The sequence below is a fragment of the Paenibacillus sp. FSL R5-0527 genome (assembly GCF_038008055.1).
Classification (GTDB): domain Bacteria; phylum Bacillota; class Bacilli; order Paenibacillales; family Paenibacillaceae; genus Fontibacillus; species Fontibacillus macerans.
On sequence record NZ_JBBOYI010000001.1, the window covers coordinates 4714873 to 4738670 of the forward strand.

At 48.0% G+C, this 23798-nt stretch carries 18 protein-coding genes; 2 read left to right on the forward strand and 16 right to left on the reverse strand.

All coding sequences use genetic code 11. The features are described from left to right. Positions 1–52: 52 nt before the first annotated feature. Both NYE69_RS20770 and NYE69_RS20775 read right to left on the reverse strand, forming a co-directional pair. Positions 53–1801, reverse strand: a complete 1749-nt coding sequence (locus NYE69_RS20770; protein ID WP_340927707.1) for a sensor histidine kinase — start codon at positions 1799–1801, stop codon at positions 53–55. Positions 1802–1820: 19 nt separating this feature from the next. Further along, positions 1821–3392, reverse strand: coding sequence for a response regulator (locus NYE69_RS20775; RefSeq protein WP_270619480.1), 1572 nt, complete (start codon positions 3390–3392; stop codon positions 1821–1823). Positions 3393–3481: 89 nt separating this feature from the next. Here NYE69_RS20775 and NYE69_RS20780 point away from each other — a divergent pair, with 89 nt between their 5' ends. Next, the gene (locus tag NYE69_RS20780) at positions 3482–4624 is read left to right on the forward strand and encodes a glycosyl hydrolase family 8 (RefSeq protein WP_270619479.1); all 1143 of its coding nucleotides are present in this window, start codon (positions 3482–3484) and stop codon (positions 4622–4624) included. Positions 4625–5232: 608 nt separating this feature from the next. On the opposite strand, the gene NYE69_RS20785 is transcribed toward NYE69_RS20780, so the two are convergent. From NYE69_RS20785 to NYE69_RS20815, 7 genes are all read right to left on the reverse strand, one after another. Continuing rightward, positions 5233–6591: a helix-turn-helix domain-containing protein gene (locus tag NYE69_RS20785; protein WP_340927710.1), complete on the reverse strand. Its 1359-nt coding sequence runs from the start codon at positions 6589–6591 to the stop codon at positions 5233–5235. 283 nt (positions 6592–6874) lie between these two features. Next, positions 6875–8257: a helix-turn-helix domain-containing protein gene (locus NYE69_RS20790; RefSeq protein WP_326045594.1), complete on the reverse strand. Its 1383-nt coding sequence runs from the start codon at positions 8255–8257 to the stop codon at positions 6875–6877. Positions 8258–8462: 205 nt separating this feature from the next. Then, positions 8463–9971: a 4-hydroxyphenylacetate 3-hydroxylase family protein gene (locus tag NYE69_RS20795; RefSeq protein WP_326045596.1), complete on the reverse strand. Its 1509-nt coding sequence runs from the start codon at positions 9969–9971 to the stop codon at positions 8463–8465. Next, positions 9968–10786 (reverse strand): TatD family hydrolase, encoded by an 819-nt coding sequence (locus NYE69_RS20800; protein WP_326045597.1) that lies wholly within the window; start codon positions 10784–10786, stop codon positions 9968–9970. Before NYE69_RS20800 ends, NYE69_RS20795 begins: the two co-directional genes overlap by 4 nt. Before the next feature lie 19 nt (positions 10787–10805). Continuing rightward, positions 10806–12134, reverse strand: a complete 1329-nt coding sequence (locus NYE69_RS20805; protein ID WP_326045598.1) for an alkaline phosphatase family protein — start codon at positions 12132–12134, stop codon at positions 10806–10808. 14 nt (positions 12135–12148) lie between these two features. Then, positions 12149–13027 carry a UbiA-like protein EboC gene (gene eboC / locus NYE69_RS20810; protein WP_340930470.1) on the reverse strand — a complete coding sequence of 293 codons (879 nt, stop codon included), beginning with the start codon at positions 13025–13027 and terminating at the stop codon, positions 12149–12151. A gap of 72 nt (positions 13028–13099) precedes the next feature. Further along, positions 13100–14515 carry a PQQ-dependent sugar dehydrogenase gene (locus tag NYE69_RS20815; RefSeq protein ID WP_328270092.1) on the reverse strand — a complete coding sequence of 472 codons (1416 nt, stop codon included), beginning with the start codon at positions 14513–14515 and terminating at the stop codon, positions 13100–13102. A gap of 133 nt (positions 14516–14648) precedes the next feature. Between NYE69_RS20815 and NYE69_RS20820 the strand changes: the two genes are divergently transcribed. Further along, positions 14649–15554 carry a DUF2935 domain-containing protein gene (locus NYE69_RS20820; protein ID WP_328270091.1) on the forward strand — a complete coding sequence of 302 codons (906 nt, stop codon included), beginning with the start codon at positions 14649–14651 and terminating at the stop codon, positions 15552–15554. Positions 15555–15742: 188 nt separating this feature from the next. Here NYE69_RS20820 and NYE69_RS20825 read toward each other — a convergent pair whose 3' ends face one another. The 7 genes from NYE69_RS20825 to NYE69_RS20855 are packed head-to-tail and all read right to left on the reverse strand — an operon-like array spanning position 15743 to position 23487. Then, positions 15743–16192 (reverse strand): hypothetical protein, encoded by a 450-nt coding sequence (locus NYE69_RS20825; protein WP_340927714.1) that lies wholly within the window; start codon positions 16190–16192, stop codon positions 15743–15745. 59 nt (positions 16193–16251) lie between these two features. Continuing rightward, positions 16252–19230 (reverse strand): contractile injection system protein, VgrG/Pvc8 family, encoded by a 2979-nt coding sequence (locus NYE69_RS20830; RefSeq protein ID WP_340927716.1) that lies wholly within the window; start codon positions 19228–19230, stop codon positions 16252–16254. A 26-nt stretch (positions 19231–19256) separates the two neighbouring features. Further along, entirely contained in the window at positions 19257–19664 is a 408-nt protein-coding gene (locus tag NYE69_RS20835; RefSeq protein WP_036622608.1) for a DUF4280 domain-containing protein, read from the reverse strand. Then, positions 19661–20326 (reverse strand): hypothetical protein, encoded by a 666-nt coding sequence (locus NYE69_RS20840; protein WP_340927718.1) that lies wholly within the window; start codon positions 20324–20326, stop codon positions 19661–19663. The genes NYE69_RS20835 and NYE69_RS20840 overlap by 4 nt, the downstream gene beginning before the upstream one ends. After that, on the reverse strand, positions 20323–20856 hold the full coding sequence (locus tag NYE69_RS20845) for a hypothetical protein (RefSeq protein WP_340927720.1): 534 nt from the start codon (positions 20854–20856) through the stop codon (positions 20323–20325). Before NYE69_RS20845 ends, NYE69_RS20840 begins: the two co-directional genes overlap by 4 nt. Positions 20857–20866: 10 nt before the next feature. Further along, positions 20867–21973: a pentapeptide repeat-containing protein gene (locus NYE69_RS20850; protein WP_340927722.1), complete on the reverse strand. Its 1107-nt coding sequence runs from the start codon at positions 21971–21973 to the stop codon at positions 20867–20869. Between the two features lie 14 nt (positions 21974–21987). Beyond that, a complete protein-coding gene (locus tag NYE69_RS20855; protein WP_340927725.1) occupies positions 21988–23487 on the reverse strand; it encodes a phage baseplate assembly protein V in 1500 nt (499 codons plus the stop codon). Positions 23488–23798 lie beyond the last annotated feature (311 nt).

Sequence of the window (23798 nt, forward strand, 5' to 3'; positions counted from 1 at the left end):
ACCCGGAGAACTATAGAGCTTCCTGCAAAAATTTCAGTATTTGTTTCGGCGCTCAACTCTTTTCGTTCGGGATTGCGAGCATGACGCAGGTCCCTTCTCCCGGACGGCTGTTCAGCGAAAAACGGATCTTCTCCCCGTAGATTATTTTCGTGCGGTATATCGCGTTTTGAACACCGATGCGTTCCCCCATGGTTTCCTCGGCCTCCAGGTAACGGTACAGCTTGTTGACCGTTGCATCGTCCATGCCGATCCCGTTGTCTCTGACGGTAAAAGTCAGTTCATCTTCCGTAGCGTCGATTCGAATCTCGATCATCCCTCCGTGTTTCAGCGGCTCGATGCCGTGGATACAGGCATTCTCAACGAAAGGAAGGAACGCCATTTTCGGCACCAGGCATTCATACGCTTCCGGCGCGACGGCGATGCGGCAGTCCAGCTTGTCCTCGAAGCGATATTTCTGAATGTCCAAGAAGCATAAAATAAACTCCAGCTCTTCCTTCACCGAAACCCGGTCTTTGTTCCAGGTCAAGGAGCCTCGGAAGAATTTGGCCATGCTATGGATAATTTTAGCCGTGTCGCGCTCTTTTTTCAGCAAACTTCTCATCCGGATCGTTTCCAGGGCATTGAACAGAAAATGGGGATTCATTTGGCTTTGCAATGCATTCAACTGCGCCTTCCGGCGCTCCAGCTCCAACGATTTCTTTTGGATTTCCGCCAGGTACACGTCATGGATCAAGCTTTTGATCTGCAGGATCATCCGGTTGAATTCCAGCGTCAATTGACCGATCTCGTCCTTATAGGCCTCGCCTTGAATCGGTTCAAAACTTTGGCTTTTTACTTTTTTCATCTGCTTCAGGATTTGGATGATGCGCAGGTTAATCGACCGGGTGATGATAAGAATAATTATGGTCGGAATGATCATCATCACGCAGCCGGACCATAAAATAAAATCACGCGACTCGCGGACTTCCTTAACGATTTCGCCTTCGCTGACGATGCCGGCGATCTTCCATCCTTCCAGATAACTGACTCCCCGGTATTCCTTCACGAACCGGATCGTTTTGTCCGATCCGAGCGAGGCGAACGAGGTTTCATTACCGCCCTGCCAGTCGATTTCCCCGTTTGTCGTATACTCGATCCCGCCGTCCGGGTTGATCAGATACATATCTCCCTGCACGTTTAAGTTCGAAAACAGGGACACCAGATCGATCGTTTTAAAATCGATTTTGAGCAGCTTTTCCTTGGACATCCGGTTCGCAAAATAGTCCAGACGCCGGATCAGCGAGAAACTGGCGAAATGCCCGTCATCCGCTTCCGTGCGCGCAAACACGGGTTGGGAACGATACCTGCCCGCCGCCATTCGATACCAATCCTCCGACCTGATTTCATCCGACAGGTAGCCGATGTTTCCGGAATTCAGCAGCGTCGGGTTGTTCACGTAAATCATCATGTTCTGGAGATACAGGGAAACGGGGTGGTAACTGTTCAGCACCCGTCTTAAATAATCGTCATAAGCTTCGACGTAATCTTCCGTATTGGCAAAATTCCGCTCCAGAATTTCATTGGTCTTGAGGTCGGCGTAAAAAAAGGAGGACAAGCCCACCGCATCGTCAACCTGGGAGCGGAATTCGTTTTTGATTTGCTCCACCGCCAGGTCGATATCCCTGACTCTCCCCTCCCTGACATTATTCGAGATGAGATTATAAAAAATAGCGTTGGTCACGATCATCGGCGTAAAGATGCAAAGAAAATAGACCAGCAGCATCTTGTTCCTTAGCCGGGTATTATGAAGCAGTCGGTTCATCGCGCGCCGCCCCCTTCCGCTACCGATTGCTCATGCGATTGCGGTATTCCGTAGGGGTCATCTTCTCGACCTTCTCGAACTGGGAGACAAAATACTCGGCGCTGTTGAATCCGACTCGCTCGGCGATTTCATAAACGCGCATATCCTTTTGCCTCATCAGTTTTTTGGCCTCTTCGATGCGCAGCAGCAACAAATATTCGTTAAAATAAACGCCATAATGCTTCTTGAACAATTGCCCGATGTACGCGGGGTTCATGAAGAACTGCGCCGCAAGGCTTTTTAAGCTCAAATTTTGCTGGAAGTGCTGGTCCACATACGATTTAATTTTGTGAATTCCGCTCTTGCCGCTGGAATTATAAAGCTGTTTGACGAGTTCCGCGGCTTCGGACACGAATTCGCCAAATAATCCGCGCAATTCTTCCAATGTGAGATTATAGTCGTGCCAGCCCAGAATTGCCTCGATCAGGCCGAGTTCCTTCTCGTCACCTTCCACGCTTCTGACGGAGTGCACGATGCCCAGAACACATTGCATGATCGATGTTTTGATCGCTTCGATAGAGAAGTTCCGCTCCAGAAAATCCGCAAAGATGCGGTCGATGGCGCTTCGAATGCCGTCCCTGTCCGATGCTTCGACCGCTTCGATCAAAGCGTGGATCGACGGTTCGCGAAGATGCAAATAGTTCAGTTCCGCGCCGGCGATGTCCGAGTATAGCAGTGCATGGGTGTTGTGACGGAGCCATTTGTGCTGCATCGTTTCCTTCGCGCTGATATAGGAGAACCTCAACCGGTTTAAGGATTCGACGGATTGGCCGGCATAGATTCGCAGTTCCAGGGCGAAAGCATCCTTCAGCCGCCGAAGCGCGGACCGCATAAAAAGACGGATATCTCCGCTGAAAGGGATGAGGTACGTATCCGGCACAATGAAGCCGTACGTGCGGCGATGCTCATACACGATCGGCGGCGAAGCGGCAGCGCCGAGTTCTTGCACCGTTTCCCGGATGGCTTCCATTAGCCGGTCTCTTGCCGGGCAAACCGCATTTTTCCAGGGTACGACATTGTTAACCTCCAGCAATATGTAAGAAAACGCTTTCGCATCAACGAAAAACGAAACCTGCCCCCACTCATCCAACGCCGTCTCGTCGATCTCGTCCCGCAGCAGGGTTTCGATCAGTTTTTCGCCCATCTGCCTGCGGTTTTGATCCCGCAACCGTTGTTTTGCCGACAGCTTGTCTCTAAGCTTAACGAGCGCTTGCTGAATATCGTCCGGATCGATGGGCTTGAGCACATAATCCTGAACGCCGAACCGCACCGCCTGCTGGGCATAGCGGAAATCGTTATGCCCGCTGATGATGACAAATTCCGTTTCCAACTGCAGCTTGCTGGCGGCCTCGATCAATTCGAGCCCGTCCAGCACCGGCATACGGATGTCGGTCACGACCAAATCCGGTTTTTTCGCCTGGATGATCGCCAGGGCGTCTTCTCCGTTATCGGACTCGTCAATCACTTTAAAGCCGCTGCTTTCCCAATCGATCATTTCGATTAAGCCTTTCCGGACAAACAACTCATCGTCCACAATAATGACGGAATACATTCAGACCCCTCCTTATGAAGAATTGTAATTCATTCACCTCCTATTGTGCTATGATATAGCAAAATAGAAATAATATGGAGGATTTTTCTATGTCAATCATCCAACAGGGCGCTTTTTATACGAAAGAATACAGGAACCTGTTCAAGGAGCTCGGCTACTCCGAAGCGGACATCGACGCTAGGCTCGAGCGGACATGGACCGATTTGTTTTATGGAGCTCCGGATGTGCGGATCTATTATCCGCTGGGCGACGATAAAGGCTATATTCTCGATACCGGCAATCAGGACGTTCGGACGGAAGGGATGTCCTACGGGATGATGATGGCCGTGCAAATGAACAAAAAAGAAGAGTTTGACCGGTTGTGGAACTTTTCGAAGACGTTTATGCAGCATAGAGAAGGCCGTTACGCCCATTACTTTGCCTGGCATTGCAAGCCTGACGGTATTCGCATCTCCCAGGGGCCTGCGCCGGACGGGGAAGAATATTTCGCAATGGCCCTGTTTTTCGCCGCAAGCCGTTGGGGGGACGGGCCGGAACCCTATAACTATTCCGAGCAGGCGCGAACGATTTTGCGCGCATGCCTGCATCAGGGCGAAGCCGGCGACGGCGACCCGATGTGGGACCCGGAAACGAAATTAATCAAATTCGTACCGGAATCCCCTTTCAGCGATCCGTCTTACCATCTGCCGCATTTTTACGATTTGTTCGCCCTTCGGGCCGACGAGCGGGACAGCGCGTTTTGGAAGCAAGCGGCGGATGCCAGCCGCGCCTACCTTCACGCCGCATGCCATCCGGAAACCGGTCTTGCCCCCGAATACGCGAATTTTGACGGAACCCCGGCAGAGCCCCAGCCGCATGGCGATTTCCGCCATTTCTTCAGCGACGCTTACCGGGTTGCCGCCAATATCGGGCTGGATTGGGCATGGTTCCAAAAAGATCCCTGGCAGGTCGGGCAATCTAACCGGATTCAAAGCTTTTTCCGGAACATTGAAGTTTCGGATTACCGCCGGTATACCATAGACGGACAGCCCTTCGACGAACCGGCGCTGCACCCGATAGGATTGCTGGCGACCAACGCGATGGCTTCGCTCGCCGCCGATGGCCCGGAAGCGAGTCATTTTGTCCGTTTGCTTTGGAATACACCTTTACGCACCGGCCAACGGCGTTATTACGATAACTGCCTGTATTTTTTTAGCCTGCTGGCCTTAAGCGGAAATTATCGGATTTACTGACAGGCCCGATTTATGCATTTTGAGGCGATTTCGGAGACGACTTCGGAGGCGATTTTGTGGATCAGATCCAGCAGTTGCAGTAAAGCGATCGCTCGTCGAGATTACCGCCCCGACGCAGCTTGGCGCCGAAATACGCATGCGCGGCATATCCCCTTCAGCTTTCCTGGTCCATTGTTGAATAGAATAGTTGCAAAATGTACATCTACTTATCCGCAAATGCTGTCATTGCGCTTGGTTAAGTGTAAAACCTGCAATTACTCCGCTTTCTTTCGAAGAATGAGGCTAAAACGAGGAAATAAATGTATGAAATGCAAGTAAACAGATGATTGGGTGAATGAACGTAAAGTTAGTTGCACGATTTACAGTTAATGGTCAGAGCCAAGCCGGTCAAGCAGCTTTTGCGTGCCATCCGGCCAGGCGAAAGAAATAGTAGCCGATTTGGGTTCTGCGAAAGTTGAAATATTTGTTTAGATGCGGTATTCATAAATGCATTAAAGCCGCAAAAAAAGACCAGCGAGGCATCATTGGTCAAGCGGTCTTTTTAACATTTATAAAGTTTGATATTAGCCAAATCCGTGAGTATTCGTGGTGATAATGACGCAATAAACCTACATGTAGCTATCCATATAGCCAACTTTCTCTTGTAAAGTTTTATACTCCCGGTTCATCGCTTCGGAAGCAACATTCCGGTATTGGCCAAATAACTCGACACACTTCAGCATTGCGTCTCCATTGTGTATTTTTATAGCAAACGCAAAACTGTCCAGAATATACCTCAGTCCTCGACCAAAATCATTTTTGTTTAGATAATACACGCCCAGTCCCACTAATAAGTTTGTGTATCGATCATCGGTGTATTGCTCGCTAATCTTCTTGATACGGGAGTGTTGTTCCCGGTAATTGAAATAAGGCTTGTACTTCTCCAGCACGAAATCGATATTGAGATCGAACCGGTTAGCCGCAATCACGATCTCGCATAAAGCGGCGAATATTTCGCTTTCCCGGGTGGATATATACTTCTCGTATTCCGGCAGAACCTCAACTTTCCCGGACACTAATTGATACATGTAACGGTTGCCCTCAGCCCATTCTTGAAACTGCTCAATCACTGCCTTCTCGTCCTCAGTGGGGTTCTTGACCCAGCTGCAATCGGTATACAAGGAGACGTAATATAGTGCCTTCTCATAATCTTTTAAATTAAAATGAGTTGCACCCAATGCTAAATAGGAATACAAAATGTAAAAAACAATCTGCTTTTTGGTTTCCGCTGATTTTTTGCTCCCGTTTAACTCATAATGAATAGTCGCTCTCATTTTTAGTTTTTCAGCTAATTCCTTAAGCTTGTTCCATTGACGCAATGAACCAAACACATTGATTAAATCATTCAGCGCATCCAGTTGATAAGCTTCATCCAGCCGATCAACAAAAGGCTCAAATTGTACGGTCAACAATAAATTCCTGCTCTGATCTTTGGACAGCCGCAACGTGAACAACCGGTATTGACACAGCGCCAGCCGTTCGGAATGCTGCCTCTGTTCACCTTCCGCTACGGCTTCGTACAGCAAGACGGCCGCTTGCCGTTTGCCTTCATGGAAAAACTGCTCGGCCAAGTGAAAAAGCAGGGGGATGTAAGAAAGGTTGTCCAACAGTAACCGAACTGTCCGCTCGATACAGTCCAACTTATTCAGTTCGGCGCACCGCTGCAAGAAGGGCCCTAATCTACGCCAATCCGGCGCGGCGTGGAAAAAGCACTCGTCAATATACAATTCATAAAAATAACCTTCGGGCAGCCCCATCCCCGCCGTAATCCGGTCAAGCTGCTGCATGGCAATGGGTCGATGGCCGTTGATGATCCCGCTTAACGTCCCGGAATTAATCCCCGTAAGTTCGGTGAACTGATTGAGCGAGAGTTTCTTATTTTTTAAAAAACTCTCCAATTGGGAGCGAATCGTGCTTGCCGGTTTCAAGCGAACACCTCCATTGGCTCAATAATGGAATAATCAACCATATATTTCTAATCATATAGTTTAATGCACTATCGATCAATATAAAAAGAATAAAAATGCAATTTTGAATGCTATAAAGCCGCAAAAAAAGACCAGCTAGGCATCATAGCCAAGCGGTCTTTTTTACAACTATAAAGTTTGATATTAACCCAAACCGTGACCATATGTGGTGATAATGCCGGGGGTGGTCTGGTTTCCAATAGGGACTAGAGTAGAAACTGGGGCCGCCACAGCCACCAATAAGCTACATGTAGCTATCCATAAGGCCAATTTCCTTTTCATTCAGTTTCTGCACCTCGCTAATTAAATTTTTATACCGCTCGTTTGCCGCTTTCGTTGCAAAATTACGGTATTGTTCAAATAACCCTACACATTTTAGAATACCGTATCTGTTGTAAATTTCAATAGCGAATGCCAAACTGTTCAGCACATACTCCAATCCTTGGGCAAAAGCTTTTTTATTTAAATAATATTCCCCTAAACCTGCCAACAAGTTTGCGTATCGATCTGCGGTAAATTGCTCGCTAATTTTCTTAATCCGGTAGTGTTGCACTCGGTAAATTAGATAAGATGCGTATTGTTCAAGCACATCGTCAATGTTTATATCAAACTTGTTCGCAGCAGTCACGATCTCGCATATGGCCGGGAACACTTCATTTTCCCTTGTGGAAATATACGCTAAATATTCCGGTAGAACCTCGACCTTACCTGACACTAATTGATACATATGACGGTTGCCTTCAGCCCATTCCTGAAATTGCTCGATCACAGCCATCTCGTCTTCAGTGGGGTTCTTGACCCAACTGCAATCCGTATACAAGGAGACATAATGCAGCGCGGTTTCATAATCTTTCGTATAAAAGTGTGCTTCACCTAATGCCAAATAGGAATACAAAATGTAGAAAATAATCTGCTTTTGGGTTTCCGGTGATTTTTTGCTCCCGTTTAATTCATAATGAATGGTCGCTTTTATTTTCAGTTTTTCCCCTAATTCTTTTAACTTGTCCCAACGACGTAAAGAAGAAAACACATTGATTAAATCATTTAGCGCATCCAGTTGATAAGGTTCGTCCAGCCGGTCGACAAAAGGCTCAAATTGCACGGTCAACAATAAATTCCGGTTCTGATCTTTAGACAGCCGCAACGTGAACAACCGGTATTGACACAGCGCCAGGCGTTCGGAATGCTGCTTCTGTTCACCTTCCGCTACCGCTTCATACAGCAAGATGGCCGCTTCTTGTTTGCCTTCATGAAAAAACTGCTCGGCCAAGTGAAAAATCAGGGGTATGTAAGATAGGTTGTCCAACATTAAACGTATTGATCGCTCGATACAGTCCAGCTTGTTCAGTTCGGCGCATCGCCGCAAGAAAGGCCCCAGTCTGCGCCAATCGGGAGCAGCCTGGAAGAAGCACTCGTCAACGTACAACTCGTAAAAATAACCTTCGGGCAGCCCCATCCCCGCCGTAATCCGGTCAAGCTGCTGCATGGCAATAGGACGATGGCCATTGATGATCCCGCTTAACGTCCCGGAATTGATCCCTGTAAGTTCGGTGAACTGATTAAGCGAGAGTTTCTTGTTTTTTAAATAGTTCTCCAATTGAGAGCGAATCGTGCTTGCCGGCTTCATACGAACACCTCCTTTGTTCAACAATGGAATTATCAACCATATATTCCTAATGATATAGTTTATTGAAACATTGGTCAATAAATAAAAAGGGAAAAAATGTGTCCGTTAGGCCCCCTACTCTTAGGGCAAAAGAAAAAAGAACACTGAACCTCTTGGCTAGTGTTCTTTTAGTTTATTTTTTCTACCTTTGAACCAAGTTTACATCCTATGGATTGATCCACGTTGAGTCCGTCCAGCCATCCAGATCGTATTCGCTCATGCACTGATCCACCATACTTTTGAATGCTTCGGCAGACCCGTTGTTTATTGCTTCCATTAATGCGTGAATACGAATATCTTCAAAATTACCGGTATAATTTCGTTCGTATAACCCATGCCGACCGCCAAATTCGCTCCCAACAGCATCCCAAAGCAATTTATTCAGCTTGATCTTCTCCAGACTGCTATATCCATTGGAACCGCGGTAAAATCTCTCCAGATAGGGGCGAAGCTCCGGATTTTTTAAATCTGCTGAACTGGAAGGCTGTACGATAAGTCCCCCGCCTACCACATCTTCGATGATTTCTTTAATACGTGTCCAAGCCATGGGAGAAAACACTCTATATGCAGTCCCGTGTTCAACATTGGGAAGAACGGTGCCGTTAGGTCCTGGAGTTGGATCTTTAGCCATTGCGGTACTTATCGCCCAAAACATATTTCGCCAGGCAATCATTTCCCCGACTTTTGCTTTGACCCCGCGAAATTCGTTAGTTCCCGCCGATTCAATGGCTTTTAAAAGCAGGCCGGCGATAAAATCAAGCTTGACGGATAAACGGGTACAACCATGAAAGATAAACAAATTGACAAAACCGGAATGCGGGAAGAATGCATTTGCTTTTTCAATATCTCTATAAACTAAGATGTTTTCCCATGGAATCAAGGCTTTATCAAAAATCAGTACGGCATCATTCTCATCCAGGCGGCTTGAAAGCGGATGATCAAACGGGCTGCCTAATACGGCAGCATTGAATTCATACGAAGGCCGGCAAATCATTTTTACTCCGGGTGTACCGTGTGAAGCAAAGAATGCGAGGGCAAATTCCTCTTTTTGAACGGGCAACGTGCCGTTATGTGCGACAAAATGGCAATTGGTCAGCGCAGATCCTGTTGCAACCATTTTAGCGCCGCTAATCATGATCCCCGCGTCCGTTTCCTTTTCTACATTGATAAATACATCGGATACAGCATGTACCGGTTTGTTTCTGTCTACTGGCGGATTAATAAGAGCATGGTTGATAAACAATACCCTCTGTTGTGCTTCCCCATACCAGCGAAGAGCGTTCTTTTCAAAGGGGGCATAGAACTCAGGATTGCCGCCGAGCGTGCCAAGGAAAGCTCCCTTATAATCCGGAGTGCGCCCCATCCAACCGTAGGTAAGCCGCGCCCAGGCGGCAATCGCTTCGCGAGACGCCAGCAATTCTTCCGGATTGCGGCTAACTTTAAAAAAACGATGAGTATAACTGCCTCCTGGAATATCGGTTGGTGTTGTAAGCACGTCATGATATTTGGGATCATGCAATGCATCATAAAGCCGGGCAATGGAACGCGCAGAATTACGGAAGGCAGGGTGGTTAACGATATCCTTTACACGCTGACCGTTTAGCCAAATCTCCCGGTCATCCTGAAGACTATCCAAATACTCTTTGCCGGTCATCGGTTTACGAATGCCGCTCATCCCTGCTGCTCCTTTACCCACTCTCCCAAATGTAATTTGCCTGATTGACTGTAAAAGCGGATCGGATTGTCCCAGACCAGTTGTTGGATCACATCTTCCTTATAATTTTTCTTTCTCATTTCAAGTGCTGTTTTCACTATATTTAGCGGGTTTGATGGCCCCCAATCAGCCGCGGAATTAATTAGCATGCGTTCCGTCCCGTATTTGTCAAATATCTCGATTGCCAATTCGGGGGAAACCTTTGTTGGATAAATCGTCATTGCACTCCATCCCCCATAAGCTACCGAAAGGTCAATAGTTTCCAGGTTGTTATGATCAATTAGAACTTGATCAGGATCGAGTCCGACTTCCTTTAGTACCTTGATTGTGCGTTCAGTGCCCGCTTTTTTATTTCGATGAGGAGTATGTACCATGACCAGCATATTCAATTCTTTGGCCAAGTGGAGCTGACGCCGCATGATTTCTTCTTCCGCGTCCGTTATCTGGTCGAAACCGACTTCACCAACAGCCAGGCAGCGTTCGTGCCGCAAAAACTCCGGCAAGCCGTCAATGACCTGATGCGCAATTTTGAGGTTATTGGCTTCCTTTGGATTCATCGCCACGCAGCTATAATGCTCAATCCCATACTCTTTCGCTCTTTTCGGTTCAAAGCCGAGGATATGAAGGAAATAGTCGAAGTATGTTTCCGGGTAACAACGTTCGCTTCCAAGCCAAAAAGAGGGCTCAACGACGGCCTGCACACCGGCTAAACTCATCCGCTCGTAGTCATCCGTCGTACGGGAATAACAATGAATATGCGGGTCGAAAAATTTCATCTTTCTCACTCCTCGTCTTTTATCTTAAACACAGCCGCAACAAAAGATCATGAACTTCCGTGGCATCCACTTCTTGCGGCAACGCAAGATCTCTGCCGCTTACAATCATGGACACCTGATCCTTTTCCCCTCTGACCGGTAATCCATGGGACCCCCGAATCAACTCGGGTTGTAAGGGGATACGGTAAGTTTTCGGATCAACGAACAGCTCAACCGGATCGTAACCAGGCTTGCGGTGAATATCCACGGTGTGAGCAAATTCGGGAGCCCGCTCATCCTCTAACCACCAGTAATAGACAAACCAGCTATCAGGTTCCGCAATGGCTACCAGCTCCCCGGAACGATCATGATCGATACGATGCTGCTTTTTCTCGGACTCTCCCCAAATCTCGGCGATGCCCGGCAATTCTTTTAAAATTCGCTTCACTTCGGGGATATCGCCGGGACTAGGGATATAGATATGAGCCAACTGATGATCCGCAAGGGCAAACGCCCTGGAATTCTCCATATTGATAAACTCCATGTTTTCTACAATATCAACGGCTTGGTACCCCTGTTCCCGAAGGAACCGATTAATATAGATCGGGCGCTGAACCGGTTTGAAAGCATACTCTGACAGCAAAACAATCCGCGTATTCTCGTAAAGCTGCCGGCGTTTCAGTTCGTCAATCAAATACCCGACCAGCCCATCAATCTCCTTTAAAGATTGCTTCGCTTGCACGCTGTCCGGACCAAATCTTTGAGCATTATAGTCGAGGTTCGGCAAGTAAACGAGTGATAACCTGGGTTTACATTCCTCCAGGACATTCATCGCAGCTTTAAGTATCCAATCGCTGGATTGGAGGGATGCCAACGGTCCCCAAAACGTTCGTAAATCAAAGTCCCCAAGCTCTTCTCGAAGTTTCGAATATAGACCGCCCGGCTTGGATGCACACCATTGGATCATGCGATTCTCCAAATGGAAGGGGGCAGGAGTGACCACATAATCAGCCGTACTCAACTTGCTGAATTGCCAAAATAATATGGCGGTCTTCGCCTCCGGATCCGCCTTCTTCAAGGTTTCCCATAACTTTTCACCTTGCATGGGAATCATGGTCTGATTCCACATCGTAAATTCCTTATAATCTCGATTCGGAAGACCGTTGCAAATAATGCCATGTTCCGAAGGAGATTTTCCCGTTATGTATGTTGCTTGAATCGTCCCTGTCACTGCCGGAAAAACAGGATTTACTTTAATCTGTTGACCCTGATCAAGAATATGATGGATGTTGGGTAATAATTCAGGATCTTGTAAGTGTTCTGGGGCCAAGCTGACTATATCGAGTACAAGCACATGATGGTTATTCATTACTCTCTCCTCCTTCACGTAACAGAAAAAACGCGAGACCCCGCATAACTTAACAACATAAAAAGAGTTACGGTTAGCCAAGCCGTCATCCCTCCAATAGAGGTGGCAATGGCGGCATTTAATAAGGGCAGTCCGATAATACAAGTTCCCACCGATTTGCGAATATGAACGGCATTCGGTTTTTTGAGAGCAGCATACATCCCCCTTAACGTCCAGATTAGGAAAAGCAACACTGCAAGCATGGTTACAAGTAGTTTCTCTCGGCCTCCGAAGCAAATGACCGCAATGGAACAAGCATTAATCGTAACACTCATCGCCCAGACCCGTTTCGGATAAAGAGCCTCCCCCACTTCCCCCTTCGACAAAGCCGTGACCATGGCAATATAGACAAAAGGGACGATGGAAAGCCACCAAAAGTTCGATAATTGGGAAGGAATCACACTTATGCCCAGCAATAAATTTAAGCCGCGGCATAACCCCATACTTACGGGCCCGAAAAAATTACTCCCTTTCAAAAAAACATTGTACAGACAAATGGATATAACCAGTGCACAAGCTATCAAGAAACTGATCCAACCGACGAAATAAGTTATACAAAGACCGCATAAACCAAAAATGCCAACGATCACCAATACAAATGAACGGTTCAGGCGACCGGAAGGCAGTGGCCGTTCGGGGCGCTCTATTTTATCGAGTGCGTAATCCACGTAATCGTTTAGCGCTACTCCCATTGCATAAAAACAAGCACTTGATAATAACAAGGAGAACACGGTAATGATGTTAAATTGGTTCCAATCACCAAAAGCGATCCATCCGCCCGCCATGATGTCAGCCATTGCTGTAAATAAATTGGGGAAACGAACGAGTTCCAGAAAGGTTTTCCATTTATTCAGATCAAAGCCTCCCTCCTCGGTGCAAAAAAGTCATATTCATCCATATGAGCTCTGGGTTATCCATTATACGGATTATGGAACAATTTCAAAAACAGTACCTTGATTAAAATCAGTCACCCTCATAGAGCTATGCACCCCTAAATATAGTCTGCTCTGATCCAGATTCGTCCCCAAACTAACATAATAAGCGGATTGAGACCCAAAGTTATAATTGGTTTCAATCACACCAAAATCACTTAGTTTGCAATCTGTTCTTATCCTAGTGTAAGCCAAAACCCCTTGAACCGGAGGTCGAGATTCTTCCTTTCGGGCAAGATCGGTAAACACAACACTTCCTTTTAAATCGGGGATTCCATTCCCCATATATGGCTGGACGCCTGTAAGTGAAGTTCCTCCAAACTTATCGGGACGGGGGTCTTGATGAAAATAACTGGTTAAAGGCTGAAGACGCCGCACTGAAGTTTGTACTGCTTCATCGTAATAAGCGATTGTTTTCTCGTCCAAAGCCGGGTTCGTGGGACACTCTCTTATAGTCGAAGTCGGAAAAGCACCTTCCCACCCTCGCCAGCCAAAATTAATAAACCCTTCCGGGTCAAGCTGAACGTTCATTAAAGAAGCTTGAATAAGCTGAGTAACCGGTATGGGTTTATAATGGGTGAATGAAAAAATCGACTCTACCAAATCTTGTCCGACATTCCCTACATATTTAATGTACTGACTATAGAACCTTTGAAAAGAAACCCCCGAAATATTGCGAACCCCTTTGGCTATTACCGTAAGCGTTTCCTGAATAGGTGATGGAAGTTCATTAAAACGTGTGACTACAGGCGGATTTTCGATAAGTGTATGCTTAGCCACATCGATTTCAATTATTTTTCCGGCGATTTCCATATCATCCTGACTTAAATTAAATGGGTCATAACCCGCTCCGCCATCTCCGGTTGTTAAAATTAGTTTTCCATTTTCAGGTGAAAAGTTTAAACTATTAACGCCATTATGATTAAAAAATGGTCTTCTTATGTTAAGCAATGTCCGTCGTTTTTGAGGTTGCCCATTCGGCTGTAAAATCCATTCTTCAACGGTATCAATGTGATCATATTGAGTTTCCCTATTCATCCACTGTAAGTTTAAAGTTTCCGGATCACACGGGTCAGGCTGAAAAGGTTTAGGAAGAGCACCCGGACCTTGTGTTCCGGCCACGGAATAATGAAGATAAAACCGGCCGTTATAATAAAAATCGGGATGAAACGCCAGCCCTACTAATCCGCGTTCGTCATATCCGCCTCTAGAAATGCCTAGTTTTATGATTCGTGGGCGAATATCCAAAAAAGTCCTTATAACTCCGTTTCCTATGTAAAAGATCTCTCCAACCTGGGTTGCAATAAATAATCTTTCAATGGAGTCACCCGGAAGCATAGCTGTTTTCAAAACGGTTGGTAAATTTATCCTGCTTACAATAGGCTGTAAACTAACCGTAACTTTTTTCAACTAGCTTTACACTCCCCCCTATTTTTTCTTTGTAATGAATATGAAAAGTACGGTTTTATTAGTACCGATATGCATGATCTTTCGGATAACCAAATACAATGAAACGAGATTGATCTTTGAACGGAGGGATTTCATGGCAATGAATCAAGTGGCAGGTCAATATGTTTTGGATCCGCAGCGTGCCTTGTTGTTGCCCCCGGAACTAAAGTCTTCCCCGCCCGAATCATTAACTGAACAAAAGTTCATTGAGCGTTCCTTGACCGAAAATCGATTTTGGCTGCGGATTATGAAAGAACACGCTTTATTTCTGGGAGAAGGATTTAACCGGAATGATGTCGGATTAATTCAAGAAGCTGACCGTTTTTATCACTACTTTGATAGACATCTCCACAAAGCGATGACACTACCGGAAACCGTCCAAAACGTGAGACAACTCAATGACGAGAGCATCACATTGGTATCAGCTTTTCGGAATTTCAAAAGGAATATCTTAATCTTAATTATCAATTGCAAAATAAGCGGTTTTAACTTCCCGCTGCTTGTAGATCATATTGCCCGTGAGGCAGAGTATTTTGTTCGTACTCTACATAAATTCAATCAGGGAATATTGGAACCCATTCAAGACGCTATTATAAGCGAAAACGTTTTTTGGCTCCGCATCATGATGGAACATTCCCGGTTTATCGCTTCCTTGTTAGACCAATCTGAACGTAATTTGATCAATACTGCAAGGAAGTTTGGCGATGATTTCGAAACGCTTTTAGGGCAAGCAAGGGATGTTGAATCGATGCTATTTAACAAACAACCAACTTATCCGATCATCACCAAAATGCAAAAAGATAGCGAAAACGCTACCGTGGAATTGAGGAATTTCAAAAAAACCGGACTGGAACTCATTAAAACCTGTCAAATCAGAAACGTGATTAATCCCTTATTGGCGGACCATGTGGTTCGTGAGGCCAACCATTTTCTTCTCATGATAAAAGCACTCGAGGACCGCTTGAATAACCAGCTTCTTGCAGAACAACAGCAAAAATAACAACCTAGGCTTTCATTGAGACATGTGGGTGGGGAGTAAGGAATACGATCGGAGAATCCATTGTAAATGTTCTACCATTCCCTTAGGTTGTAATCTTAAACCAGAAAAAAAGAAGGTGGCAATTGGGTTACCAATTGTCACCAACTAAACAAACTCTATTAAATAATTACTTGTTCAACGCTTTAAAACTACTTTCTATTCTGCTTCTTTATTATTTCCATCCCATTCATAAATTTCTTGATAGAATCCTCACTCTTTAATAGTCCACTTATATATAACAGCACATCAAACTCATCAGGCTCCGCATCATAATATATCATTCCAGGATCGACATAAGGCTCATAAATTATATTACAGATCTCTTGCCCCCTTAATGCTACATGAAAACATCTTTCCAATTTTGAAACATAATTATTTGTGCAATTCAGATCAGTTATGGGTACTTCATATGATCGCCCATTGTAGAAAAAAAATAGTTTGTCATCTTTGACATAAACCCCAACTATCTGCCCATCTTCACTAAATCCACCAACCCCTTGTATCTCTTTATACCTATCTTCAACTTCTTCAATTGAAAAAGTATTATTATTAATTAAAATGTACGATCCTAGTTTTGGATAATTGCGTAATGTTATCATAATTTTTATCCACCTTTACAAACAATTTAACGAGATCGCTAAAATATAATACATGGTTTTTAATGTTTTAGTCCTAGTAAAGTATTCAATACGTCATCTTTTTTCATAGAACTGTTGATTATCGATTGCCAAATCTCCTCGTTCGTAGGATTTAAACCTTGTTCCAGCATTTTTTGTTTCTTACTATCAAAAAGCCATTTAGCGTCTGGCCCTATAGGATTGCCATACAATTCCATATTTCTTTCCTCTATTGGAGCCAATTCTTCAGGTGACATTTTTGCCCTTGCCGTAACCTTATCTTGATTTCGCATATTAACAACCGTATTCGCTATTTCGTCCTGTGGTGCGCCTTGTTTCATCATCCTATCAATTTCTTCTTGAATTTTTTTTGATTGCTCTAAGTATTCTTCTCTAATGGCTCTATTCTGCTTAACTTTCTCAACATCTGTGAAATCATATTTTGCATATGGCGTCCCTTCTTTAGGCAAATATCCATATACACCTCTGTCGTCCCGATCAATCTGTTCAAGTACATGCGGCTTTACTTCTTCAATTGGTATCCCCTCACCTGTCTTCCCAACACCAGTTTTACTCTTCTCATTCGCACTCCTACTTCTCTCCTTACTCTCTCCCCCGCCACCATGATGTTTCCGGTAATCATTATTATACTCCACCTCAAAATGACGTCCTAGGCCTCCGCCGCCATTGCCTGCGAAGCCGAGGCGTCTTCCGCCCATGCCGTTCATCCAGCCTGGCAGGCTTATGGAGAGTCCTTCCAGGATTTCCTCAAAAGATTCCGCCGCTTGCTCCAAAGATTTGAAGCTTCCGGTTTTTAGCTTGCCGTCCCCCAGTTTGGGAGTTCCGTGTTCATCGGTGAGAAATGACTTCATTTTTCCTGCAAGCCCGAGACCTCCGGCTGCACCGGCCGCGCCCATTTCCGCGTTCCCCAGGGCCCGGCCTGCCGCACTTTTCGCCTTCAACATGCTGGCCGCTTTTTTGGCGGCTCCAGCTCCTCCAGCAGCGGTAAGGCCGATATCCACCGCCAAACCCGCAGCTTCAATCGAGTCATACCCGATCCGATAGCTCTCGTCTTCCCGGTCGGTGAGCGGGTTCGGCAAGCCGTTGTTCCACCATTTGACTAACGGGTTAACGAACTCCTTTAAGGCCTCTCCGCCATCATGCAGCAGCTCGGAGCCCGATTTTTGAAACGTCACCGCTTCCAATACGTATTGTCCCGTATTGATGGCCGATTTCACCGTCTCATTGCGTTCCGCCAGCGGCTTGACCTCTTCGTCGGTAAACAGTCCGTAGTATGATCTGACCAGAGGATCTCCAAATTGCTGCGTCAAAAGCACGTCCGAGATATCGCTGGCCGTGTTCCATAAACCTTTAACGAAGTCTACGGCTCCATCCCATTCCCCTTTTAAGGTCGCCCCAATATTGTTCAGGGCAACTTCCCCGACGGCATATGCCGCCCCTTTCTCCTTAAGCACCTGCTCAAACGGAGACAGGAGCTTCTCATACGCTTGGTGCAGACTTCCGGCCAATTCGACCTTCTGTGCGCTGAATTCAGCGGATTCATTATGCTGTGCCTTACTGTTCTTTGCTTCTACATCAAGACCGTCCGTTCCTTCCACCCGGATCTGGCCCGCCCGCAAAAACAAATTTTTCCCGGTGCTGATGTTTATTTTTTGCGAGCTCTGAAAACGAACTCCGCCTAACTGGTTCATCCCGATATACAGCGTTTCTTCCTGTGCGCTGATCAACAAGTCCGCATCGCCGAGCACGATTTCTTTGCCCTGCGGGTTGCTGAACGATTTGACGCCCGGGTCCTGCATTTTGCGCTCATATTTGTCAGCCGGACTTTCCGGCAAACTCTCCGCAGGTAACGCACCCCTGGTTCCTCCAACCGCAGGCTTAAACGCTGGAGCAGGCTCCATCCGCACCGACTGAATGACCATCGCCTCGTCCTCGTCCGCGCTGGGAAAATACAGCTTGATCCGGCTGCCGATTTCCGGCATCATATACCAAACCTGACTGCCTTCGGCGGCATAAGGGAACCACTGGGCATCTTTCGGGTTCTGCCGTTCGTCCATATCCAGATGAATGCGCACCTGGTTGCGGCTGATTTGCAAAATCTTCCCTTCGATCGCCGCGCCAATCACCGTGGAATTATATTTCTTCGGAACGATCAGCCCTTCCGGACGTCCGCATTCGTAACTCCAAGTCAAAACTCCCTGACGCATCCGGGCCGTGCGTTTGTAAATGGCAAAGGTTACTCCCCCGCACTCCACCTCATCGCCAAGCTGCAAAATTTCCGGCCATTCGAACGTATACCCGGTATGCCGGATCACTTCTTCCCCCGCAGAAGCTTCATTTGCAGCGCTTAACAATGCCAGCGGAATCATTTTCCGCTCGTACACGAGGGGGACATTTTCCAACTTTAAGCGGCGCCGGCCTTGCGGCAGCCCCACCCAGATCTGAATCCGGTGCGCCGTAATATTCGGGACCAGCACCGCCCCGGCATGCGAAGCCAAACGCTGCAAAAAACTCCAATCCGTCTCCTGATACTGCAAGATAAACCGTCCGGTCGCCCGTTTGGCAAACGCTTCATCGATCATATCCGCGCCGGGATAGCCGCCGATCACTTGGCGAATGACCTCGACGTAGGATTGACCCACATGCTGAAAAGAGCGGTTCCGGAGTGTCGTGTCCAGCTTGAAGCTGTGCGACACCGCCTCCAGTTTTATATCCAGCCGGTCCATCGCCTTCGAAATTTCGATATCATACAATTGCCCTTTAAAAAGCGGCTGATCCTGCCCCGCATGATCGGTGTGCCAAAGCTCGATCAAATCATCCGGACTCGTTTGCCTAAGGATCGTCTCTTCCATAGCCGGATCGGCGCTCCCTTGAACGCTTAGCCGCGCATGTTCCCCGGCCGTATGGCAAAGATCCACCCCAACCAGGCGGAGCGCTCCGTACGGCCAAACCATTTTTAACTGCCCATATGTAATGACGTTATCGGTGGTTGCAGCCACGTTCCTCCCCTCCTTCCCTCTCGAAATCAGCCGCCCTGCCCATCGTTCGTAATGGTAATGATCCCCCCGGGGCTTTTACATGTGCAACGCAGCGTCGATTTGCTCAACAGAGCCTGCTCCCCTTCGATCAGAACATCCTCCTTGCCATCCGTCCATTTCGACCCGAAGTCGATTTTCGGCTTGCAGATATTGTTTAACAATTTACACATACCAAAAGCGCCCACATTGCTAATGTTGGCATCGGGTCCGCAGACGCAATCGGCAATATTCATCACCGGCTTACCTTTGACATATACGCCGTGGCTGAGCGGCAAATTAAGCACCCCTGGGCGATTCCCTCGATCGCATTCGAGTTCGGCCCCCCGAACCACATAAGAATATTCCGCGTTTAACGCCCCGAAGCTGTATGCCATTAATAATTGCTGCAGGTTCATCGGCTGACCTCCTTTTCGGCTTTTTCCCAGCGCAGCGCCCCCGCCATAGCAAAGGCAAGCGGATAATAAAGCCCCGCTTCCGGCAAAGGAAACTGCGCGCTGGCCATCAATCCTTTTCCGCTGCTCCCTTCCATTTCATGCCGACAGTAACCAACCAGCACTACCTGGTAAAAGGGCTTGGCACCCGCCAAAAAAAGCGCCTCATAATAAGCAAACGGCTGCTTCTTCCCAGGGTAAACGCCCTTTCCTTGAACCTTCATTTCCGGTTTTGCAAACAAGCTGTTCGTAAGCAGCATATCGCGTACCGCCTCCAGCTGCGCGTCACCCAGCTTGATGTCCAGCCATTTCACTCCAAAGCCTGCGGGGGCCGTGCGATCCAGAAAGTAACTGCGCGTAGGATCCGGCCTCCCTTGCCCGATCGGAATGTCAGGGTGAAACGATTCCGGCATTAAAAGCGCCAACTGTCCGCCCAAAGCGCTCCGCCCTGCGACGCCGATCGTTTGTCCGTCGCGCAAGTCAATCGTTCCCCGCTCCAGGCCTTCCAGACATTCGTCCATGCCGACGCTCATCCACGAATCGCCGTTTGCGGCCTCGGTCAGCTTCCGGTGCATCAGCCGCTGATTGTACGCCGTCAAATACTGTTCATCCAAATAATCGGTCACAGAGCATACCCTCCATCCAGTTCGGTCTTTTCCAAAACAAAACCGCTTAACCCCCGGCGCAAAAAACTCTCGGCGGCATGGAGGCTGATCGCAAGGTAGCTTTCTCCCCTTCTCGGTCCGCGAATCTGCACGATGTGATGCCCTCGCAGCTTGCCCCGGTCCAGCACCAGACGTTTCACCGACCCGTCATGAACGTGGTATTCCGTAGCGGGCGACAACACGTCCACGGACGGATAATCGGCAAGCCAGTAGACCATGTCATTCCCGGATGAAGGATCAACGATATAGACCTTCTTGAACCGGATAAAAATGTTGTATTTCTCCGCAATATTTTTCAGCGCGTCCGAGTAAAGCGGTACCGGATCGGCGATCCAGTCCACCGCTTCCATCGCGGGGTCCGGCCTGGCTTCCAGCACCTGTACCGGCGGCAGCTCATGAAAGGGCTTCTTCAACAAATCGATCTGCAGCACGGCCGGTTTATGTGTTATACGCGGATCGTTTTTCATCACAAAATAGTCAGGCAGCCTCATCATCCCCTCTCTATTCGATCCAATGAACCGATCCTGCCTGCTCCTCGCTCAGGTCCAATTTCTCCCGGTCCATAGCGCGAAAGCGCGTGCCTTCCAGCGAAGCCTCGTGAAAGCTGACCCTTCCGTTTAAACCCGCCGCAGTAAAATCCGCCCCGTCCAGCCTAGCCCGATCAAAGCGCAAGCCCAGCAATCCCGGCAGGCGGTAAATGGAATCCAGCGGCTCCAGCCGGCCGATATTCACGAATACCGCGCCCTGCAGATCGCTATCGGTAAAATCGGCGTCGGTAAGCAGGCTTCCGCGGAACTCCGCCCCGTTTAGGTTTGCTCCCCGCCAACTCGTCCCGACCAAGTTGCATTCCACAAAGCGGCAGAAACTAAGGTTGCCCCGGCTGAAATCGGAATACGGCATCTTCTTTCCGTTAAAACTTTGCCCGGTTAACGACAAGCTGCGAAAATGGGCATAGGCCAGCCTTCCGCGATCTCCCTCATCCGATCCGAGAAGCGCCTGTATTTTTTCCGCCTCGCCCGCCTGCTTCTCCTCCCAGTACAATATCTCGCCCCGGTCCATCAGTTCCCCCGTCCTGATCTGCAGCCGGTCGGCTTTGTCGAGCGCGGCAAACTCGGGAACTTTTACGAGTTCAGGCATCGCTGTCCGCAATAAAGCGGTGACGTATTGGTCAAACGCGGGAGCGCACTCGAGCGCCAGCCGCTCCGCATCGGCCCCGCTTAGCAGGCCCATATATTTCTTGCTTTCCCGTTCCAATTCGGCCAAAAGGCGCGAATAACTCCGGTAGGCCCAGCCGGCGTCATACGTAACCGCACACTCGGCCTCGTCAAAATAAAATTCGCGCGAATCGGCCGCTAGTAAATACGTAAAGGATTGATCCAGCAAGGAGGTGCGCAGCATGGAATAATGAATATAGGCGATCGGCGCTTTTTGCGAACGCTGCTGCATGTCGGAAGCCTGGCGGCATAACGCAGCAAAAGACGCTTTCAGTTGTTCCGTCAGCCGCTGCCGGTTGTGCAAAAACTCCAACTCCGCCTCCCGAATACAGTCACCAAGCAAAGGGAGTACTTTTTCTTCCGAAAGTTGCCGTAACGCATCCTGCTTATTCATAGGCGTTCCTCGCATCAGTTCATTTTGATTTCCGACCCGGACAATAAAATATCCTCTTCCAAAGACAAGGTGCTGCCCTTGCCGGTTAATTCGATTTTGTCCGCCGACAGCTGCAGCATCTGGGAAGATAATACCAGCTCTCCACCCGCCGTAATGCTGATATCCTTGTCGCTTTTGATCGTAATTCCCTCGCTGTCGCTGACGATGATGGACATTCCGCCCGAGGAGATCACGATTTTGTCCGGGGCCAGCACGATTTTTTTGCCGTATTTCGTCTGCAGCGTTTTCACCGCCGGATCGGCCATCACATCCTCACCATCGGCCGAGCTATGCGGCTCTGGGGCTGCCGCCGCTTTTCCCGGGGCTGCCGCAGCTGCTGCGGACGTCTGGCTTTTTAAAGGTGCCGAAGCCGGGTTTGTCCGTTTTACCGAACTGATCGCGTAGCCTTCTTCCTCTTTGTAGCTGGGAAAATAGATGCGCAACTGGTCGCCGACTTCCGGCATGCAATACCAGCCCGTCTGTCCCTCCGATGCATAGATGGTCGAGTAAGGAAACCAGAAATCGGTGGCCGGATCGACCTGCTCGTCCATATCCAGCTTTACCTGCACCTTGTCCTTCCGCACCGCCAGTACCTTGCCGTGAATGGACGCTCCGATGATGGCCCGGTTGTACATTTTGATCGGCCGAAGCCCGCTGCGCGGGCTCAGCTTATAGCTGTGCTTCAGCAAGCCTTGCCGCAGTTCGCTCACCGCCTCGGCGACCAGCCACGGCCGCTCCTGAAACAGCACCTCATGCCCCGGCTCCATCAGCTTGTCCGCCTCCACCTCGTATTGCAGAAAATCCTCGTTCCGTACCCCGGGAATGCGGTTTTCCGCAGCCGTCTGGTAGGCAGAGACTCTTTTTACAGCTTTATAGTTATGGACCTGCAGTTCCCCTTTGCTTAAGCCCATCGGCATCCCGAAATAAAACTTGGGCACCCCGTATCCGACAGCCGGAATTAGCGGTGAGTAGAAATGGGAAGCCAAGCGCTTCAAAAATTCCCAATCCGTCTCATCGTACTGCATCACAAAGGTGCCGATCGCTTTGCCGCCGGAAGCGACGTCCAACACATCGGCTTCTTTTCCGTACTCCGCCACAATGCTTTTGATTAACTCGGTATAGGTCAGTCGCGGGTTTTGAAACGACCGCTTCCGCCGCTTCATATCCAACTGGTGCGTATGGGAGATGGCCTCAACCGTCATATAGTTAATCCCGTTAACCGTCTTGACCTTAACGTCCAGGGCGATTCCCCGAAACAGAGCATGCCGGCCCCCTTCCCCATCTTTAACAAAAACCTTCACCTGCGTCTCTTCATCCGAAGCCTTCATGTAATAGTCGCGTAAGTTTTCATCAACCGTCCCGGCAAAAATCAAGCGGGCATGATCGTTCGCCGTTTTTACGACTTTCAGTTCATGAAGATGTATCAGTTGGTAAGGCATAATTTCGATTTGGCTAAGCGTAATCGTCCCGTCCATGTTCCACCTGCCCGTATTAATTTTTTTACAATAATCCATATATTTCCATTAAATCTCTATATATCCCTATATCGGTCAATATTGTATAGGTTTTAATATAACGTAAGGATTGCAGCCCCTGTTATGGACCGTTTAAGGTCGCTGGGGTCCGTCTTAGCAACGCAAAGGCTGTCCAATTCGCATACACGTATCAAGCTGCACCCTCTTTTGCTTAGTGAGGACCATTGAAGGGAGGCTGATAAATAGACAGCCATAGAAAAAAGCCGCACAGGACCAAAATCCCGTACGGCCAATCATCTTGAATTGAGCAA